Source organism: Caulobacter sp. GW821-FHT11E10, from assembly GCF_058808375.1.
Genome location: NZ_JBXARP010000004.1, coordinates 24,090 through 41,246 on the forward strand (window position 1 = coordinate 24,090; position 17,157 = coordinate 41,246).

At 65.9% G+C, this 17,157-nt stretch carries 19 protein-coding genes and 1 pseudogene; 10 read left to right on the forward strand and 10 right to left on the reverse strand.

Going from position 1 to position 17,157, the window contains the following annotated elements; genetic code table 11:
* Positions 1 to 66 precede the first annotated feature (66 nt).
* The 5 genes from AC1RRV_RS08960 to flbT all read right to left on the reverse strand — a co-directional run bounded on the left by AC1RRV_RS08960 (position 67) and on the right by flbT (position 3,532).
* Complete coding sequence (locus AC1RRV_RS08960; protein ID WP_492859268.1) at positions 67 to 423, reverse strand: flagellar protein FlaG; 357 nt, start codon at positions 421 to 423, stop codon at positions 67 to 69.
* Positions 424 to 539: 116 nt separating this feature from the next.
* On the reverse strand, positions 540 to 1,361 hold the full coding sequence (locus tag AC1RRV_RS08965; protein ID WP_492859269.1) for a flagellin: 822 nt from the start codon (positions 1,359 to 1,361) through the stop codon (positions 540 to 542).
* Positions 1,362 to 1,638: 277 nt separating this feature from the next.
* Positions 1,639 to 2,460: a flagellin gene (locus tag AC1RRV_RS08970; RefSeq protein WP_492859270.1), complete on the reverse strand. Its 822-nt coding sequence runs from the start codon at positions 2,458 to 2,460 to the stop codon at positions 1,639 to 1,641.
* Positions 2,461 to 2,784: 324 nt separating this feature from the next.
* On the reverse strand, positions 2,785 to 3,147 hold the full coding sequence (flaF, locus tag AC1RRV_RS08975; RefSeq protein ID WP_492859271.1) for a flagellar biosynthesis regulator FlaF: 363 nt from the start codon (positions 3,145 to 3,147) through the stop codon (positions 2,785 to 2,787).
* Entirely contained in the window at positions 3,107 to 3,532 is a 426-nt protein-coding gene (gene flbT / locus AC1RRV_RS08980) for a flagellar biosynthesis repressor FlbT (RefSeq protein ID WP_492859272.1), read from the reverse strand. Before flbT ends, flaF begins: the two co-directional genes overlap by 41 nt.
* Positions 3,533 to 3,728: 196 nt before the next feature.
* Here flbT and AC1RRV_RS08985 point away from each other — a divergent pair, with 196 nt between their 5' ends.
* The 5 genes from AC1RRV_RS08985 to AC1RRV_RS09005 all read left to right on the forward strand — a co-directional run bounded on the left by AC1RRV_RS08985 (position 3,729) and on the right by AC1RRV_RS09005 (position 8,730).
* Entirely contained in the window at positions 3,729 to 5,519 is a 1,791-nt protein-coding gene (locus tag AC1RRV_RS08985) for a flagellar protein FlbA (RefSeq protein WP_492859273.1), read from the forward strand.
* A 3-nt stretch (positions 5,520 to 5,522) separates the two neighbouring features.
* Positions 5,523 to 6,242, forward strand: a complete 720-nt coding sequence (locus AC1RRV_RS08990) for a cytidylyltransferase domain-containing protein (RefSeq protein ID WP_492859274.1) — start codon at positions 5,523 to 5,525, stop codon at positions 6,240 to 6,242.
* A 2-nt stretch (positions 6,243 to 6,244) separates the two neighbouring features.
* The gene (gene pseH / locus AC1RRV_RS08995; RefSeq protein WP_492859275.1) at positions 6,245 to 6,826 is read left to right on the forward strand and encodes a UDP-4-amino-4,6-dideoxy-N-acetyl-beta-L-altrosamine N-acetyltransferase; all 582 of its coding nucleotides are present in this window, start codon (positions 6,245 to 6,247) and stop codon (positions 6,824 to 6,826) included.
* Positions 6,827 to 6,936: 110 nt separating this feature from the next.
* Positions 6,937 to 7,806: an AAA family ATPase gene (locus AC1RRV_RS09000; RefSeq protein ID WP_492859276.1), complete on the forward strand. Its 870-nt coding sequence runs from the start codon at positions 6,937 to 6,939 to the stop codon at positions 7,804 to 7,806.
* Between the two features lie 111 nt (positions 7,807 to 7,917).
* Entirely contained in the window at positions 7,918 to 8,730 is an 813-nt protein-coding gene (locus tag AC1RRV_RS09005) for a hypothetical protein (protein WP_492859277.1), read from the forward strand.
* A 6-nt stretch (positions 8,731 to 8,736) separates the two neighbouring features.
* Here the strand turns inward: AC1RRV_RS09005 and AC1RRV_RS09010 are convergent, their stop codons facing one another.
* Both AC1RRV_RS09010 and AC1RRV_RS09015 read right to left on the reverse strand, forming a co-directional pair.
* Complete coding sequence (locus AC1RRV_RS09010) at positions 8,737 to 9,114, reverse strand: hypothetical protein (RefSeq protein WP_492859278.1); 378 nt, start codon at positions 9,112 to 9,114, stop codon at positions 8,737 to 8,739.
* A 33-nt stretch (positions 9,115 to 9,147) separates the two neighbouring features.
* Positions 9,148 to 9,960: a universal stress protein gene (locus AC1RRV_RS09015; RefSeq protein ID WP_492859279.1), complete on the reverse strand. Its 813-nt coding sequence runs from the start codon at positions 9,958 to 9,960 to the stop codon at positions 9,148 to 9,150.
* A gap of 105 nt (positions 9,961 to 10,065) precedes the next feature.
* Here AC1RRV_RS09015 and AC1RRV_RS09020 point away from each other — a divergent pair, with 105 nt between their 5' ends.
* From AC1RRV_RS09020 to AC1RRV_RS09030, 3 genes and pseudogenes are all read left to right on the forward strand, one after another.
* Positions 10,066 to 10,710: a YfbR-like 5'-deoxynucleotidase gene (locus tag AC1RRV_RS09020; RefSeq protein WP_492859280.1), complete on the forward strand. Its 645-nt coding sequence runs from the start codon at positions 10,066 to 10,068 to the stop codon at positions 10,708 to 10,710.
* Positions 10,676 to 11,687, forward strand: a pseudogene (locus tag AC1RRV_RS09025) (NUDIX hydrolase); the annotation flags it as partial. The gene AC1RRV_RS09020 and the pseudogene AC1RRV_RS09025, both read left to right, overlap by 35 nt.
* A 13-nt stretch (positions 11,688 to 11,700) precedes the next feature.
* Entirely contained in the window at positions 11,701 to 13,263 is a 1,563-nt protein-coding gene (locus AC1RRV_RS09030) for a M28 family peptidase (protein ID WP_492859281.1), read from the forward strand.
* On the opposite strand, the gene AC1RRV_RS09035 is transcribed toward AC1RRV_RS09030, so the two are convergent.
* Both AC1RRV_RS09035 and AC1RRV_RS09040 read right to left on the reverse strand, forming a co-directional pair.
* Positions 13,260 to 14,177, reverse strand: coding sequence for a sterol desaturase family protein (locus AC1RRV_RS09035; RefSeq protein ID WP_492859282.1), 918 nt, complete (start codon positions 14,175 to 14,177; stop codon positions 13,260 to 13,262). The genes AC1RRV_RS09030 and AC1RRV_RS09035 overlap by 4 nt on opposite strands.
* Positions 14,177 to 14,560 (reverse strand): hypothetical protein, encoded by a 384-nt coding sequence (locus AC1RRV_RS09040; RefSeq protein WP_492859283.1) that lies wholly within the window; start codon positions 14,558 to 14,560, stop codon positions 14,177 to 14,179. The genes AC1RRV_RS09035 and AC1RRV_RS09040 overlap by 1 nt, the downstream gene beginning before the upstream one ends.
* Positions 14,561 to 14,706: 146 nt before the next feature.
* Between AC1RRV_RS09040 and AC1RRV_RS09045 the strand changes: the two genes are divergently transcribed.
* Positions 14,707 to 15,192 (forward strand): DUF805 domain-containing protein, encoded by a 486-nt coding sequence (locus tag AC1RRV_RS09045; protein ID WP_492859284.1) that lies wholly within the window; start codon positions 14,707 to 14,709, stop codon positions 15,190 to 15,192.
* 69 nt (positions 15,193 to 15,261) lie between these two features.
* On the opposite strand, the gene AC1RRV_RS09050 is transcribed toward AC1RRV_RS09045, so the two are convergent.
* The gene (locus tag AC1RRV_RS09050) at positions 15,262 to 15,795 is read right to left on the reverse strand and encodes a porin family protein (protein ID WP_492859285.1); all 534 of its coding nucleotides are present in this window, start codon (positions 15,793 to 15,795) and stop codon (positions 15,262 to 15,264) included.
* A 239-nt stretch (positions 15,796 to 16,034) separates the two neighbouring features.
* On the opposite strand from AC1RRV_RS09050, the gene AC1RRV_RS09055 reads away from it, so the two are divergent.
* On the forward strand, positions 16,035 to 17,150 hold the full coding sequence (locus tag AC1RRV_RS09055; RefSeq protein ID WP_492859286.1) for a beta-ketoacyl-ACP synthase III: 1,116 nt from the start codon (positions 16,035 to 16,037) through the stop codon (positions 17,148 to 17,150).
* The last annotated feature ends 7 nt before the right edge of the window (positions 17,151 to 17,157 follow it).

Here is a 17,157-nt window from a genome sequence, read left to right on the forward strand (position 1 = left end):
AAACCATGTCTGTTTACGGGTGCGGCTCGCCGTCGCACCCCTGCCCGTTCGTCCTAGGACGGGGCCTTAGACCTGGCCGTCGAAGACCGCGCCCGTCGCGTAGCTCGTCTCCTCGCGCAGCTTCAGGACCTGCTCGCGCGGGAACTGCTGCAACGTCTCGCCGGTGCGACGGTCGACGGTCTTGTAGATGTACTCGCCGGAGTCGTCGTCTTGCTCGATCACAAGGCGAAGATCGCCAGGCTGGGGGCCATCGTCCGTGGTTCGCGCCGGTTCCGCCGCGACCTCGTGGGCCGGCTGCGGCGCCTCGGCCTGAGCGGCCTGCCCCGAAACGACATTAGCGCCCTCGGACAGGTCCGGGGCGTTCGCGGGAGCAACGGGAGCAATAAAGTCTCTGATGGCCGACAATGCGGCTTTGGGTTCCATTTCCTATACGTCGGCGCTTACGAACCGACCCTCCTCTACTGTTTACAAAGTCTCCGGTTGTTCGATCTCGAGGAAAGGCGGAGGCGGATCCGCGGGACCCGCCTCCAACCGGTTCCTTAGCGGAACAGGCTCAGGATCGAGGACGAGGACTGGTTCGCGATCGACAGCGCCTGAACGCCGAGTTGCTGCTTGGTTTGCAGCGACTGCAGCTTGGCGCTTTCCTTCGCGAGGTCAGCGTCCACCAGGTTGCCAACGCCGGCTTCCAGGCTGTCTTGCAGCTTGCCGACGAAGGTCAGGTGGGTGTCGAGGCCCGTCGACGACGTACCCAGCGAGGCCAGCTTGTTGGTGGCCGTGCCGATGGCGGTGTCGATGGTGCCGATCATCGTCTTGGCCGTGGCCGCGTCGGTGAAAGAGGTGGTGGTCGTCAGGCCGATGCCAGCCAGGTTCAGGCTCTTGGCGTTGACCGTGAAGCCCGAACCGTCCGTGTTGGCCAGGAAGGTCAGCTTGGTGGTCTTGCCGTCAGCGATGCTGACGCCGTTGAACTTGGCGTTCGTGGCGGCCTTTTCGACTTGGTCGCGCAGCGAGTCGAAGTCGGCCTTGAGGGCATTGAACGAGGCGGTGTTCAGCGAGGTGTCGGAAGCGGCCAGAGCCTTTTCCTTCATCTTGCCCAGCAGGTCGGTGATGGTGTCGCCAGCGGCGAGCGCGACGTCGATCGTCGATTGACCGCGTTGCAGCGAGTCCTTCACCGAGTTCAGCGACGAGGCGGTGGCCGATTGGTTCTTGGACATCGCCCAGATGGCGCCGTTGTCCTTGGCGTTACCGACCTTCTTGCCGGTGTTGATGCGCTGTTGAACCACGCCCAGCTCGGTGTTCGTGCTGTTGAGGTTTTGCAGGGCGATCAGAGCGCCGGCGTTCGTATTGATGCTATTCAGCGGCATACGAGTAGTTTCCTTTTCAAGGTATCCGACGCCATTTTGGCTGCCGGGAGCGTTTTGCTCGAAAAGGTCTGTAGCAATTGCCGGGCCAATTCTGCCCAGCGGCAACGCTTCCGCTAAATCACTGAATTTACTGCGTTATAGGTCCATTAACGACGAAGGCCCCCGGCAATTTCTGCCGGGGGCCTTTCGACATGGGCAATTGTTGCCGGGCACTTGTTGCGCACCCAGCAGGAAAGAGGCGCCGGACGGCTTTTGACAGCCGCCCGGCGTATCGGGCTCACCCCTTGAACAGCGACAGGATCGATTGCGGGCTCTGATTGGCGATCGAGAGAGCCTGCACACCCAGCTGCTGCTTGGTTTGCAGCGACTGGAGCTTGGCGCTTTCCTTGGCCAGGTCCGCATCGACCAGGTTGCCGACGCCGGCGTCCAGGCTGTCTTGCAGCTTGCCCACGAAGGTCAGGTGAGTATCCAGGCCCGACGAGGACGTACCGAGAGACGACAGCTTGTTCGCAGCCGTTTGCAGCGAGGTGGTGATCGTAGCGATCATCGTTTTGGCCGTAGCCGCATCGGTGAAGGTCGACGTCGTCGTCAGACCGATGCCGGCAAGCGACAGGGTCTGGGCGTTCACCGTGAAGTTGTCGCCATCCTCGTTGGAGAGGAAGGCCAGCTTCGTGGTGCTGCCATCGGCGATGCTCACGCCGTTGAACTTCGCGTTCGTCGCGGCCTTTTCAATTTGGTCGCGCAGAGACTCGAAATCAGCGACGAGCGCGTTGAACGAGGCGGTGTTCAGCGAGGTGTCGGAAGCGGCCAGGGCCTTTTCCTTCATCTTCGTGAGCAGATCCGTGATGGTGTCGCCTGCGGCGAGAGCGACATCGATCGTCGATTGACCGCGTTGGAGAGAGTCCTTCACGGAATTCAACGAGCTCGAGTTCGCGCTCTGCATCTTCGCCATCGACCAGATCGCGCCGTTGTCCTTGGCGGTTGCGATCTTCTTGCCGGTGTTGATACGGGCCTGAGTGGTGGTGAGCTCCGTGTTGGTTGAGTTCAGGTTTTGGAGCGCCAGAAGCGCACCGGGATTGGTGTTGATTGAGTTCAGCATTGGATACCTACCGTTTTGGTCGGATTTATCCGGCGTACTGCCGGTCGGGCGTTTTGCCCCGCGCGAACCAACGCAAGGGGCGGGCCAGCCGAACCGCGTTCGGCGCCATCGCCTAAAATGCTGATTTTATTGATTTTGTTGAATCGCCTAGGCCGAAAACGACACCGCCCGGCGAATGCAGGATTCGCCGGGCGGCAGGTTTTTCCGGAGGTGGTAGGCAAGACGTTCAGTCTTGCGGAATTCGAAGAATCAGGTGGCTCGGGACGCGGTCCAATAGGCAAAAAGTCGGGCCGCCTCGCGGGCCATTTCCCTAGGGAAAAAAGGTCAGGCCGCCTCGGGGCGGCCGGCCAGGCCCTGCATGATCATGCGATTGATCTCGATCAGGGGCTCGAAGTCCTCCTCCTTGCGCATCACGGCGCTGGAGTGACGACCGACCCACAGGCTCAGCGAGATGATGCTGGCGCGCATCTCCATGGGGAGCTGGTTTTCAGGCAACGAACAATCGGTCGCCAAGGCCGACCAGACCTTGCGATTCCAATCGAGTGCGTCGATCCGCGTGGCGAAGTCGTCCACCGGGGCCTGCGACGCGTCCATGAGGGCGCGCGTCACCTGCCCGAACAGGCGGTACTCCATTTCACGGGGATTCTCAGCCCGCGTCGCCGCCTGCTGATACGCCCGAAGAGACATGCCCCAACCTCTCGTCTTCGTATTCAATCAACTTACGGCTCAACATCAGAGCCTTGTAGTATTCTCGCGCCATCACGTGCTTCGAGATGGCGATGCAGTCCTGAAGAACACTAGGATTGCGCACAACACCCATAAAATCGTTAAGGCGCGTCGCGAATTCCTCGTAAAACTTCTCCGCCACGGCCTCTTCGAGGTACATCATCATCACCGGAAAGTAGATCCGACGCGCGGGCGTCGTGACCTGATCCGGCTGCATGATGTCCTTCTCGCGAAGGACGGACGCCTTGTTCTGGAGCACCAGAACACCGCGCCGGTCTCCATTCTGGACCACGGCGCCGTTTAGAACGAATTTCTCGCCGGGCTTCAGCGACAGCTTCAAAGGCACTTAATGCCGCTCCCTCTCGTTGCGCTGCGAGCCCAATCCCGCCGATGACGACGGCTTGATGGGCAAGCTAGGCGAACACGTGTTAACGCCATCTTGCACCGTCGACGGCCGCCTTGCGACCGTGAGCCGCAGCTTAGGACTCAATTAAGCATAGCGCCTCAAAACATGGTTAACAGCAAATGTAAGGCCCGCCGCCATGTCCCGTAAAAGCGCCTTGGAAACGTCCGCCAGCGCCCTCCCCCAGGCCGAGATCGGCCCGGCGGGAATGCACAGCGGCGTCATCACGGGCGCCATCGGCGATTCGGCCTCCACCGAGGCGCTGGACCGTCTGAACCGCGCGGCGCAGGAGAATAAGAACGTCGAGTACGCCAAGGGGCTGGGCAAGGCGATCCAGGCGGTTCGGCTGCATGACTACGCCAAGGCCGACCAGCTGGCCCTGAAGCTGCTGGCCAAGGACGAACGCCTGGGCCTGGCCTGGCACATCCTGGCCATCGCCCGTGAAAAGACCGGCGACTTCGCCTCTTCCCTGCGCTCGTATGAAGCGGCCCTGCAGCTGCTGGCCGACCACGGCCCGGTGGCCGGCGACCTGGGCCGTCTGGCCTTCCGCATGAACATGCCGGAAATCGCCGCCAAGTTCTTCGCCCACTACCGCCTGTCCCGCCCCAAGGACGCCGAGGCCGCCAACAATCTGGCCTGCGCCCTGCGCGAACTGAATCGCGAAAGCGATGCGATCGAGGTGCTGAAGTCGGCGATCGCCGACAATCCTTCGGCCGCGGTCCTGTGGAACACCCTGGGCACCGTGCTCTGCAATCTCGGCGACGCGGGCGGCTCGATCGTCTTCTTCGACGAGGCCCTGCGCCTACAGCCGGAATTCGGCAAGGCCTACCACAATCGCGCCTTCGCCAAGCTGGACATGGGCGAGATCGAAGACGCGCTGGCCGACTGCGACGAGGCCGCCAAACGTCCCGAGTCCGATGAGGACGTGGCGATGATGGAGTTCGCCCGGGCCACCATCCTGTTGGGCCTGGGCCGCGTGGCCGAGGGCTGGAAGGCCTATGAGTCGCGCTTCTCGCACGCCATGAGCGACGCCCCGCGCTTCCAGATCCCCGGGACCCGCTGGTCGGGCGAGGACCTGAAGGGCAAGTCGCTGATGATCAGCACGGAACAGGGCCTGGGCGACGAGGTCATGTTCGCCAACATGATCCCCGATATCCTGGAGGCGCTTGGGCCCGACGGCTCGCTGACGATCTCCGTGGAGCGGCGTCTCATTCCCCTCTTCCAGCGCTCGTTCCCGAACGTCGAGGTCACCGTCAATCGCACGGTGGCGTTCGAAGGCCGCGTGTTCCGTTCCGCGCCCGACATCGAGGACTGGGACCGTTTCGACTACTGGGCCGCGATCGGCGAGTTCCTGCTCAGCCTGCGACCTTCCGCCGCGGCCTTCCCGCGGCGCGACCGCTATCTGGTCGCCGATCCGGAGCGCGTCGCCTACTGGAAGGGCGAACTGGACAAGCTGGGCCCGGCGCCCAAGGTCGGCCTGCTGTGGAAGAGCCTGAAGCTGGACGCCGAGCGCGCCCGCCAGTTCTCGCCCTTCGAAGCCTGGCGTCCCGTGCTGGAAACGCCCGGCGTCACCTTCATCAACCTGCAGTACGGCGACTGCGACGACGAGATCGCCTTCGCCAAGGCTGAATTCGGCGTCGACATCTGGCAGCCGCCGGGCATCGACCTGAAGAAGGACCTCGACGACGTCGCGGCCCTCTGCTGCGCCGTCGATCTGACGATCGGCTTCTCGAACGCCACCATCAACCTGGCCGGCGCCTGCGGCGCGCCGATCTGGATGATCACCTCGCCGGTCGTCTGGACCCGCCTGGGCACCGACCATTACCCCTGGTATCCGCAAGCCCGCGTCTTCTCGCCGCCGGACTTCAGCAACTGGGACCCGGCCATGCGCGCGGTCGCCGACGCCCTGGCGGAAAAGGTCGCCGGCTGATCCATGGCCCTGGCGGTCCTGCAAGCCCGGATGTCGTCCAGCCGGCTGCCCGGCAAGGTGCTCGCGCCCCTGGCCGGCGCCCCGATGATCCTGCGCCAGATCGAGCGCCTGCGCCGCGCCCGGCGGCTTGAGCGAATCGTGGTCGCGACCTCGATCCGGGCTGACGACGATCCCCTGGCCGAGGCCGTGGCGGCGGCGGGTGTCCCCGTTCACCGCGGCGATCTCGACGACGTGCTGGGCCGCTTCATCGGCGCCATGGACGCGTTCGGGCCGGTCGAGACCCTGGTGCGGCTGACCGCCGACTGCCCGCTGGCCGACCCCGAGGTGATCGACGCCACCATCGATCGATTCCACGAAACCGGCGCGGACTACGCCTCCAACGTCGCCGAACCGCGCACCTTTCCCAAGGGCCTGGACGTGGAGGTCATGAAGGCCGCCGCTCTGCGGCAGGCCGCGTCCGAGACGGCCGATCCCTATGACCGCGAGCACGTGACCCCTTATCTCTACCGCCGCCCGGAGCGCTTCCGGCTGGCCGGCCACGCCCAGGCCGCCGACGAGGGCGAGGTGCGCTGGACCGTCGACCGGCCCGACGACCTTGAGTTTGTCCGCGCCGTCTACGACGCACTCTATTCGACCCATCCCGCGTTCAGTTCGGACGCCATCCGCGCCTTCGTGCGCGGCCGGCCCGATCTGGCGACGCTCGGCGGCGACCGACGGGTCTGACGATGATCCAAGCCGCCCTCCGCCCAGTCGATGAGACCGATCGCGACCGCCTGCTGGCCTGGCGTAACGACCCGGCCGTCGCCGCCTTCATGTATTCGGACCATCTGATCAGCCGCGCCGAGCATGATCGCTGGTTCGACGCCCTGCCCGCCAACGCCCGCCGCCGCGACTGGATCGTCGAGGCCGACGGCCGGCCGGCGGGGCTCAACAGCCTGGTCGACATCGATCACGACCAGGGCCGCGCCACCGTCGCCCGTTACCTGGCGCCCGATGCGCCGCGTGGAGCGGGCCTGGGGAGCTTCGCCGAGTTCAGGATGATCGACCACGCCTTCGGCCCGATGGGCTTGCGCAAGCTATGGTCCGAGGTCCTGGCCACCAACGAGGTCGCCTGGACGCTGCACATGGCCCACGGCTTCCAACGCGAGGCGCTGTTCCGCGCCCATGTGGTCAAGGGCGGCCTGCCGCACGACGTGATCGGCCTGGGCCTGCTGGCCAGGGAATGGGTCGAACGCCGGCCGGCGGCGCGGAAGCGGCTGCTCGACAAGGGCTTCTCGGCCGAGGCCCTGGATGCGCCCCTGACTTGAGGCCCCTGACTTGAGGCGATGCGCTCTTGCCAAGCGCGCGAGCGCCGGTAGTTTGATCAGCTCGTTTTGAACAACTGTTCGAACCGGACTTGATTCCGGCGGAGATGGGCATGAGCCAGCGCTTCGAAGGCACTTCCGACTACGTGGCGACCGACGACCTGAAGGTCGCGGTGAACGCCGCGGTCGCGCTGGAACGCCCCTTGCTGATCAAGGGCGAGCCAGGCACCGGCAAGACGGTCCTGGCCTATGAGGTGGCCAAGGCCCTGAACGCGCCCCTGATCACCTGGCACATCAAGTCGACGACCAAGGCCCAGCAGGGCCTCTACGAATACGACGCCGTCACGCGTCTGCGCGACAGCCAGCTGGGCGACGAGCGGGTCAAGGACGTCAAGAACTACATCAAGAAGGGCAAGCTCTGGGAGGCGTTCGAGAGCGAACAGCGCCCCGTGCTGCTGATCGACGAGATCGACAAAGCCGACATCGAGTTCCCGAACGACCTCCTGCAGGAGCTCGATCGCATGGAGTTCTACGTCTACGAGACCGGCGAGACCATCAAGGCCAAGGTCCGGCCGGTGATGATCATCACCTCGAACAACGAGAAGGAGTTGCCGGACGCGTTCCTGCGCCGCTGCTTCTTCCACTACATCCGCTTCCCCGAGGAGGCGACGATGCAGGCCATCGTCGACGTCCACTTCCCAGGCATCAAGCAGAAGCTGGTCGCCGAGGCGCTGCGCATCTTCTACGACATGCGCAAGGTGCCGGGCCTGAAGAAGAAGCCGTCGACCTCCGAACTGCTGGACTGGTTGAAGCTGCTGCTGGTCGAGGACATCGATGAGCAGGTCCTGCGCGAGAAGGATCCGACCAAGCTGATCCCGCCGCTGCACGGAGCCCTGCTGAAGAACGAGCAGGATGTGCATCTCTTCGAACGTCTGGCCTTCCTGGCCCGTCGCGAAGGCTCCGGCGCCCGTCCGGGCCAGTAGGGTCTTCGACCGATCTGCGGCGAAATCGCCGTTACTTGGATTTCACTGGACGCGCGCGGGGCGTGCGCTCACCTTCCCGCGCGATTGGGGGAAGGTCCCCGGGGAACGTCCATGCGTCTTTCCAAATGGCTGATCGCCACGCTGGCGATCGGCGTGAGCGCGACCGCCTTGACGGGCTGCAACCGTATCGAGGCCGATCGCAAGGACCACCACGAGCGCCGGTTGGGTCGCCGCGAGCCGATCCGCGCCATCGAGCGCCTGGACTGCCCCGAGCGTCAGGGCGAATTGCAGCGGGTGTCCGCGGCCGCCGACGGCCAGTCCTGCGCCTACGCCTCGAGCGAGGCCACGGTCGACCTGCGGCTGATCAAATTGAACGGCGGCGACGCCGAGGCCGCCCTCGCCCCGGTCGAGACCGAGTTGAAGGCCATCATGCCGACGCCCCCGGCCACGCCGAAGCCGACCAACGGCAAGACGGGCAAGAACAAGACCAGCATCCATCTGCCGGGCATCAACATCGACGCCAATGACGACGGCGCCGACATCCGCATCGGCCATCTGACCATCAATAGCGACGGCGCCGCCGCCGAGGTGAAGGTCAACAAGAACGTCAACTTCAAGGGCGACGGCCATCGGGACGTCAACATCGCCGCCGAGGACGAGCACGGCGAAGGCGACGTGACGATCAAGGCCAACGATCACGGCGCCGAGATCCGCGCCCGCAAGAACGGCGACAGCGTCCGCTCCACCCTGATCCTGGCCAATGACAAGGCCCCGAAGGGCTATCGCCTGGCCGGATACGAAGCGCGCGGCCCCAAGGGCGGGCCGCTGGCCGTCGCCGTCGTCAAGGCCAAGACCCGCAACACCGACGACCACGACATCTTCCGGGACATGAAGGCCCTGGTCCGCCACAACGTGGGCGGCTGAAGCCTTCTACTGAGTGATCGGCTCGACCTGCATCACCTTGTAGGTCAGCGGCCGCCCTTCCTCGTCGGTGACGGTGACGTATTCGCCCAGGGCGAAACGGTGCTCGCCCAGGCGATGCAGGGGCTCGTCGTCCGCCACGTCCTCGTTGTCATAGTCGAAGAACCAGCGCGTCCCGCGCTTGTTGAGGCGGCCGTCCACCGCGTCCTCGTCCGGCGCGAAGCGGCGTACGCTGCACGCGCCCTTGACCTTGGCGTAGGCGCCCTCGTCGATGTGGCCGTCCTCGGTCAGCGGCGCCGTCAGGGCATAGCCGCGATGGTCGTCGCCGCCGGCGAACTCGGTGCCAGGGTTGCGCGCCAGGCGCATGACGATACGGGACAGGGACATGCGAGGTCTCCCTTCTTCTGAGGTTTCAAAGTCTTAGTGCGACAGGAACAGCGAGGGCCCGTCGCTGTTCAGCAGCGTGCGGGTGGTGCCCCCGAAGATGAATTCCTGCAGCCTGGGATGACCGAACGCGCCGGCGACCAGGAGGTTCGCATTGGTGTCGCGCGCCGCGCCCAGCAGCAGGCCGGCGGCGTCGCCATTGCCTTCCAGCACCTTCACCGTGGCCCGCACGCCCCGCGCCGCCAGGAACTCCACCAGGCGATCCAGCTCGAAAGCCCGCGACGAGGCGCCGGGCGCGCCGGCCACGATCACCGAGCCGGCCTTCTGAAGCAGCGGCAGGGCGGTGCGCATGGCCCGGCTGGCCTCCTTGCCGCCGTCCCAGGCCACCAGGGCCACGCCGTCGACCTTGAAGTCGGCGCGCGCCACCAGGGTCGGACGCTGCTCGTCGGCGACCAGTTGCTGGAACGACTCCGCCAGCGGCCCCTTGCCGCGCGCCGAGACGTCGTCGAACACGATGACGTCGGAAAGTCGGCCTTCCATCGCCAGGCCAGCCCAGACCGGAGAGTCGAGCGTGACCACGCGCGTACGGGAATAACCGGTCTCGGCGGCCAGCTTGCCGACCGCACGCGCGCCTTCCAGCGCGGCGTCCTTGAGACTTTCCAGGGCCGTGACCTGGACACCGCCCATGAATCCCTCGCCCATCCAGGGCATCAGGTCGGCCATGTCGGCGGGGGCGTGAACACAGGCCAGTTCGGCCTGAAAGGCGCCCGCCAGGGCCGCGGCGGAGGTCAAAACGCGCTGGTCGTTCGGGGTTCCGGCCAGCGGAACCATGATTCTCGCCCAACTCATGATCGAACTCCCTTTAAGGGCATTTCCACAGATGACGGCGACGGCCACATTGATCTTTCTCAATCGATGGGTCAGTCAACCACCTTCACCATAAGGAACGATCTCGTGGCCAAAGGGCTGCATAGGGGCGGACCGCCTCGTGCCTGGCAAAGGATGCTCTCCGGACGTCGGCTCGACTTGCTCGATCCGTCGCCGATGGACATCGAGATCGAGGACATCGCCCATGGCCTTGCCCGCGTCGCGCGATGGAACGGCCAGACGGTCGGCGACCACGGTTTCTCGGTGGCTCAGCACAGCCTGGTGGTCGAGGAGATCGCCACGCACATCAAGCCGGACCTGGAGCCGCGTTGGCGCCTGGCCGCTCTGCTCCACGACGCCAGTGAATATGTGATCGGCGACATGATCAGCCCGTTCAAAGCGGCCCTGGGCGTGAGCTACAAGGATTTCGAAGCCAGGCTGGAAGACGCCATCCACATCCGCTTCGGCCTGCCCGTGAAGACCCCCGCTCCGATCAAGAAGCTGATCAAGCAGGCCGATCGCGCCTGCGCCTTCTTCGAGGCGACCCAGCTGGCGGGTTTCGAGCACGCCGAGTCCCTGTCGATCTTCGGGGCGCCGCCGGCCGGCTATGATCTTCGCATCATCCCGCAGCCGCCGTTCGAAGCCCAGGCGCGCTACGTGCAGCGCTTCCACGTGCTGTCGCGCGCGGCCGGCTACGAATCCGCGCCCGGCGCGGCGTTCGAGACCGAATGAGCATCTCGGTCGTCATTGGCCTTTCGGCGGTAGTCGTCGCGATCCGCGACGGCGAGGCCGTCGTCCTGACCGTACGACCGCACGACGCCGTCACCGACGTCGCCTCTCCGCTCTCGGGCCTGCCGTTCGGCCCGTTCGATCCCGAGGCGCACCGCACCTTCGAGCTGGGCCTTCGCGCCTTCGTGACCGCGCAGACCCGGTTCCAGCTCGGCTATGTCGAGCAGCTCTACACCTTCGGCGACAAGGGCCGCGACGCCCCGCGCGCCGAGGTCGGGGCCGGCGCGGCGCGCGTGGTCTCGGTCGGCTATCTGGGCCTGACGCCCAAGGCGGTCGACACCGACGCCCCCGACACCGCCTGGGCCCCCTGGACCCGGTTCTTTCCCTGGGAAGACTGGCGGGTTGGCCGGCCAGCCCTTTTGGACGACGCCATCGCCCCTGCCCTGCGCCGCTGGGCCGGCGACGACACCGCCAAGTGGTCGCGCGCGCGCCTGGCCTTCGCCCTGGACGGCGCGCCGTGGAACGAGGAGCGGGTGCTGGAGCGGTACGAGCTGCTCTACGAGGCCGGCCTGGCCCCCGAAGCCGCCCGCGACCGGGCCCGCGCCGACGGCCATGACCCGGCCGAACCCGTCGCGCTTTCGGCCGCGTTGGGCGAGCCGATGATCTCGGACCACCGACGGATCCTGGCCACGGGGCTTTCGCGCCTGCGCGGCAAGATCAAATACCGCCCAGTGGTGTTCGAACTGACGCCCGAGGAGTTCACCCTCTCGACCCTGCAGCGCACGGTCGAAGCCATAGCCGGCGTGCCGCTGCACAAACAGAACTTCCGCCGTGTGGTCGAGCGCGAGGAACTGGTCGAAGGCCTGGGCCGTCTCGACGCCGAGACCGGCGGCCGGCCCGCGGAGCTCTTCCGCTTCCGCCGGGAAATGCTGGCGACGCGTCAGGCCACGGGGCTGTCGCTGCCGCTACTGCGCGATTGAGGGGGAGCATCTGGTGTCCAAGAACCTGAACCTGACCGCCGGCGCGACGGCGGCCGCGCTGCTGGCCGTCTTGCCGCTGGCCCTGTCGACGGCGAGCGCCGAGCCCCGCACGGCGGGCATCAAGGACCGCGACACCCGCGAATGGTGGCGGATCGCCGAAACCCTCAGCTCCGACGCGATGGAGGGCCGCGACATCGGCTCGCCAGGCCACGATCGCGCCAACCAGTGGGTCGCCGCGCGCCTGAAGGCCGCTGGCCTGAAGCCGGCCGGCGACAACGGGACCTTCTTCCAGGCCTTCCCCGTGCATGAGGTCCGGATCGATAGCGCCGATGTCGCGGTCGTCGGCAGCGGCAAGACCGCGCCGCTGAAGTTCCTGCACCAGTTCACGGTGCGCGCCACCGAAGACCTGACCCCCGCCCTCGATGCGCCGCTCACCTTCGGCGGCTATTGCCGGCCCGAGGACGTGGCGGGCGCCAAGGGCAAGGTGGTGATCTGCTTCGACACCCGGCGCCCCGGCATGACCACGCCGGGCCAGCGCGTGATGGCGACCCAGGCCGCCGGCGCCGTCGGGATCATCCAGGTCGCCGATCCCTACATCACCCTTGAGCCAGCCCGCTGGCCCCTCGCCTATGTCCGCGCCGTGAGTCTGGCCGATGCGCCGATGCCCAAATCCAATGGGTTCGTGTCGATGTCGCTGAATGCCGAGGCGCTGGCGATCCTGATCGACGGGACGGGCCAAGACGCCAAGGCGTTGCTCAAGGCGGGCGGAACCCAGGCGCCCCTGCCCGCCTTCGACGTCCCCGGCCGCATCGCGGCGCGCTTCAAGGTGTCTAGTCGCGACTACACGGCGACCAACGTCCTGGCGCTGATGCCGGGCTCGGACCCAAACCTCGCGGCCGAGCACCTGGTCCTCTCGGCCCACCTGGATGGCTATGGCCACGGCGAGCCGGTCGCGGGCGATGGCCTCTACAACGGAACGCTGGACGACGCCGCCTATGTCGGCCTGCTGATCCGCTTCGCCGAGCGCCACAAGAGCAAGCCGCTGAAGCGCAGCGTGCTCCTGGCCTCGTTCACCGGCGAGGAGAAGGGCCTGCTGGGAGCCAAATGGTTCGCGCGCCATCCCACCGTGCCCAAGGCCGGCATCGTGGCCAACATCAACCTCGACCAGTTGCGGCCGCTGTTTCCGCTGAAGCTGATGACGGTGATGGGACTGGAGGACAGCGACCTCGGATCGACCGCCCGCGAAGTCGCCTCGGCTCAAGGCATCCGCGTCCAGCCCGATCCCGAGCCCGAGCGTCGCCTGCTGATGCGGGCCGACAGCTGGGAGTTCATCCAGATCGGCGTGCCGGCGGTGGGTTTCGTGTTCGGCTACGAACCCGGATCCGATGCCGAGCGCCGCTATCGCGAGTGGTACGAGGTCCGCTACCACCGGCCTCAGGACGACATCAACCAGCCGATGGACTTCGAAGCGGCCGGGGCCTTCAACCGGTTCTTCTACGCCCTGTCCGAAACGGTCGCGAACGCGCCGCGACGGCCGCGCTGGAAGCCGACCAGTCCCTACGCGCCGAAGCCCTAGGTGTTCGCGGTCTTCTCCGCCTCGACCCGCGCCCGCCACTTGGCCTTCAGCGTGTGGGAGGTGTCGCGCGAACCGTCGGGGCTCCAGCCCGGCGGACCGAAGACGTAGCCCAGGGCCTCACGCGGCGATTTCGACGAGACGACGTCCTTCCCGATGCCGATCCATTCGTGGAAGACGTTGTGCAGCAGGTTGAAATTGCCGAGGTTCTTCACCGTGCCATAGCGGCAGGGCTCGTCGTCGACCTCCGGGTTGAAGGTGCCGAACATGCGGTCCCAGATGATCAGGATGCCGGCGTAGTTGGCGTCCAGATAGCGGGCGTTGCGGGCATGGTGCACGCGGTGATGCGAGGGCGTGTTGAACACCGCCTCGAACCAGCGCGGCATGCGCTTGATCGCCTCGGTGTGGATCCAGAACTGGTAGACGAGGCTGACGCCCTTCTGGATCGCCACCATGGCCGGCGGGAAACCCAGGAACGACATCGGCAGCCACAGCAGCCAGGTGCCGGCGATCCCGCCGGTCCAGGTCTGGCGCAGGGCGGTCGACAGGTTGTAGTGGGTCGAGGTGTGGTGGTTGACGTGGCTGGCCCACCAGAAGCGCCGCTCGTGGGCGATGCGATGGAACCAGTAGTAGGTCAGGTCCTCCAGCAGGAAGACCGCCACCCAGGCCCAGATCGCCGTCATCGGGATCGTGAAGATCCGGTGCTGCCATACCCAGACCGTGGCGGCGAAGATCACCCCGCCCAGCAGCGCCCCGGCGATGGTGCTGCCCAGGCCCATGCCCAGAGACATGGCCGTGTCGCGCGTCTCGTAATTGGCCTTGGCCTTGCCGAGACGGCCCAGCAGGATCTCTAGGATTATGGCCAGCACAAAGAACGGGATGGCCAGCTGGACGGGGTCGAACGGGGCTTTCAGCATCAGGCGAGCTCTTTCGGCGGCCAGACGTCGTCGTTGACGGCGAAGACGGCACGGGCGTCGGCCAGGCGCACGGTAAGCCGGCCATGGGTCGGTTTCAGGGCCGAGACGGTCGACCATGGCAAATCACGGGCGACATAGCCGTCGCCGCGCCGGTAGAGGATCAGCGCCAGGACGCCCTCGCGCGCGATGACGGCGGCGCCATCGGCGGCGATCCAGACGGCGTCCGGCTGATGATCGGGAAATTCGACGGCGAGCAGCGCCTTCGCGGACTCGGCATCGAGCGGCGGCGTCGATCGGGCCACGCCCAGCCAAGCCGCGAACGCCACAAGCAAAGCCACGGCGACCACGGAGCCGCCCAATTGAATCAACAGCGCCTTGTCCAAGACCGACGCATCCCCCCGTAACTTATTGCCGTTCAGATTGCCGAGCGGCGCGGCGCCGTCAAGCCGCTGCGCTTTACGGCGCGATCCGCTCTTGCTTAAACTTCCTCCGGTTGAGCGTTTTTCCGCGCTCTGGAGGGGGAAGATCGATGTCGTTGATGTTGGAGCCGTTGCGCAAGTACGCGACGTTCGAAGGGCGCGCGCGCCGCTCGGAATACTGGCTGTTTAGCCTGTTCCTGTTTCTATCCGGCTTGGTGTCCGGCTTCGTCTTGATGTTCGCGGGCGTCGGCGCGGCCGTCGCCTCGAACGCGGAGTCAGCGGGCGGCATGGGCTTCGCCGCGATCCTGATGCTGCTGGTCGGCGTCTTCTACCTGGCCATGCTCCTTCCGAGTCTGGCTGTCTCGGTCCGTCGTCTGCACGACAGCGACAAGTCGGGCTGGTTGCTGCTGCTGGGCTTGATCCCGTTCGGCGGCCTGGTGATCTTCGTCTTCACCCTCCTAGACGGCACGCCCGGCGCCAACCGCTACGGCGAGGACCCGAAGGGCCGGACCGGTCCGGGCGGGAACGGTCCGGTGATCCACAACCACTACTACGGCGGGCCGCCCGCGTCGGAGCAGCCTACGATCGTCAGCTAGCTCCAGCCTGACATAGTGACGGCGCGCCCCTTGGGAGGCGCGCCGTTTTTCATGGCTAGAACGCCAGACCTAGAAGCGGCGGACGTAGCCCACCGACAGCGTGTTCGAGCTCAGATCGCTCTTGGTGTATTCCGACTTGGTGTAGTCCGCGCGCAGGCCGTTCTTGTCATCGAACTTGTACTCGGCGCCGACGCCGTAGTTCCAGCTTTCGCGGCTGCCGTCGAACTCGGTGGCGGCCGGATTCTTGGTGCTGAACTTGGTCGTGCCGTAGCCGGCGCGGGCCAGAAGATCGAGGTTCGGGGTCACCGGCAGGAAGCCCACGGCATAGGCCGCGGCCTGATGCTGCATCTTCACATTGGCCGGACCGCCGGGCGTGTAGGTCTTGTCACCATCGACCCCGCCAGCCACTTCGCCTTCAACGCCGAAATTAGGCGTAAGCTTGGCGCCGATGCGTCCTTGAATAGCGCCGGTGTCGGCGCCATTCGTCCGAGTTTGACCATAGTTCAGCGAACCATAGACCTCGTTCGAGTTTTGAGCTTGTGCATAGAGCGGGGCCGCGAGAACCGAACCGGCGACCAGGGTGGTGGCAATGAGAGTCTTCATTCTTGTACTCCAATTCTACTCGTAGTCTTCAGCTCCCTCAGCCAGCCCGTGGTAGGCGGATAACGCGGCGGCCATGCGGCGGTTCACGGTCGCGTTTGAGGTCATTCCGTGTCGTGACCGAAATGCCGCAGTGATGACGGGGGCGTCATCCATGCTATCCATGGAGTCAAACAAGCGTCAGAACGCGGGCCCGCCCCACTAGAGGACGAGGTCCGCGCGCCATCATCGGGACCGTCGCCTTGCCGCAAGCCGTCATCGCCGCCACGGGGCTGTACACCCCGCCCTTCGCCATTTCGAATACGGAGCTGGTCGAGGCCTTCAACGCCTTCGTCGAGCGTTTCAACGCCGCCAACGCCGAGGCCATCACGGCCGGCGACGTGGTCGCGCTGGCTCCCTCCTCGCCCGAGTTCATCGAGAAGGCGTCCGGCATCAAGTCGCGCTTCGTGATGAACAAGGACGGCATCCTTGATCCCGATCTGATGCGACCGATCCTGCCCGAACGCTCGAACGACGAGCTGTCGATCCTGGCCGAAATGGCGGTCGAGGCGGCCAAGCAGGCGATCGCGCGCTGGGGCAAGCCGGTGTCGGAAATCGGCGCGGTGATCTGCGCCGCCTCGAACATGCAGCGCCCCTACCCGGCCATGGCCATCGAGATCCAGCAGGCCCTCGGCATCGAGGGCTTCGCCTTCGACATGAACGTGGCGTGCTCGTCCGCCACCTTCGGCATCAAGACCGCCGCCGACTTCGTGACGACCGGCAGCGCCAAGGCCGTGCTGATGGTCAATCCCGAGATCTGCTCGGGCCACCTGAACTTCAAGGACCGCGACAGCCACTTCATCTTCGGCGACGTGGCGACCGCCGTGATCGTCGAGGACGCCGCCCAGGCCACGGACGGCTGGGAAATCCTGGGCACGCGCCTGAAGACCCAGTTCTCGAACAACATCCGCAACAACTTCGGCTTCCTGAACCGCGCAGCGCCCGAGGGCGAAGGCGCGCGCGACAAGCTGTTCGTCCAGGAAGGCCGCAAGGTGTTCCGGGAGGTGGTGCCTATGGTCAGCGAGATGATCGTCGAGCACGCGGCCGACCTGGGCCTCGACCCGCACGCGCTGAAGCGCCTGTGGCTGCACCAGGCCAACATCAACATGAACGAGATGATCGGCCGCAAGGTCCTGGGCCGCGACCCGAGCCCGGAAGAGAACGTCATCATCCTGGACGAGTACGCCAACACCAGCTCGGCCGGCTCGATCATCGCCTTCCACCAGGCCAATGACGACTTCGCGCCGGGCGAGACGGGCCTGATCTGCAGCTTCGGGGCGGGTTATTCGGCCGGCACGGTGTTCGTGCGCAAGCGGTAGGCGCGGC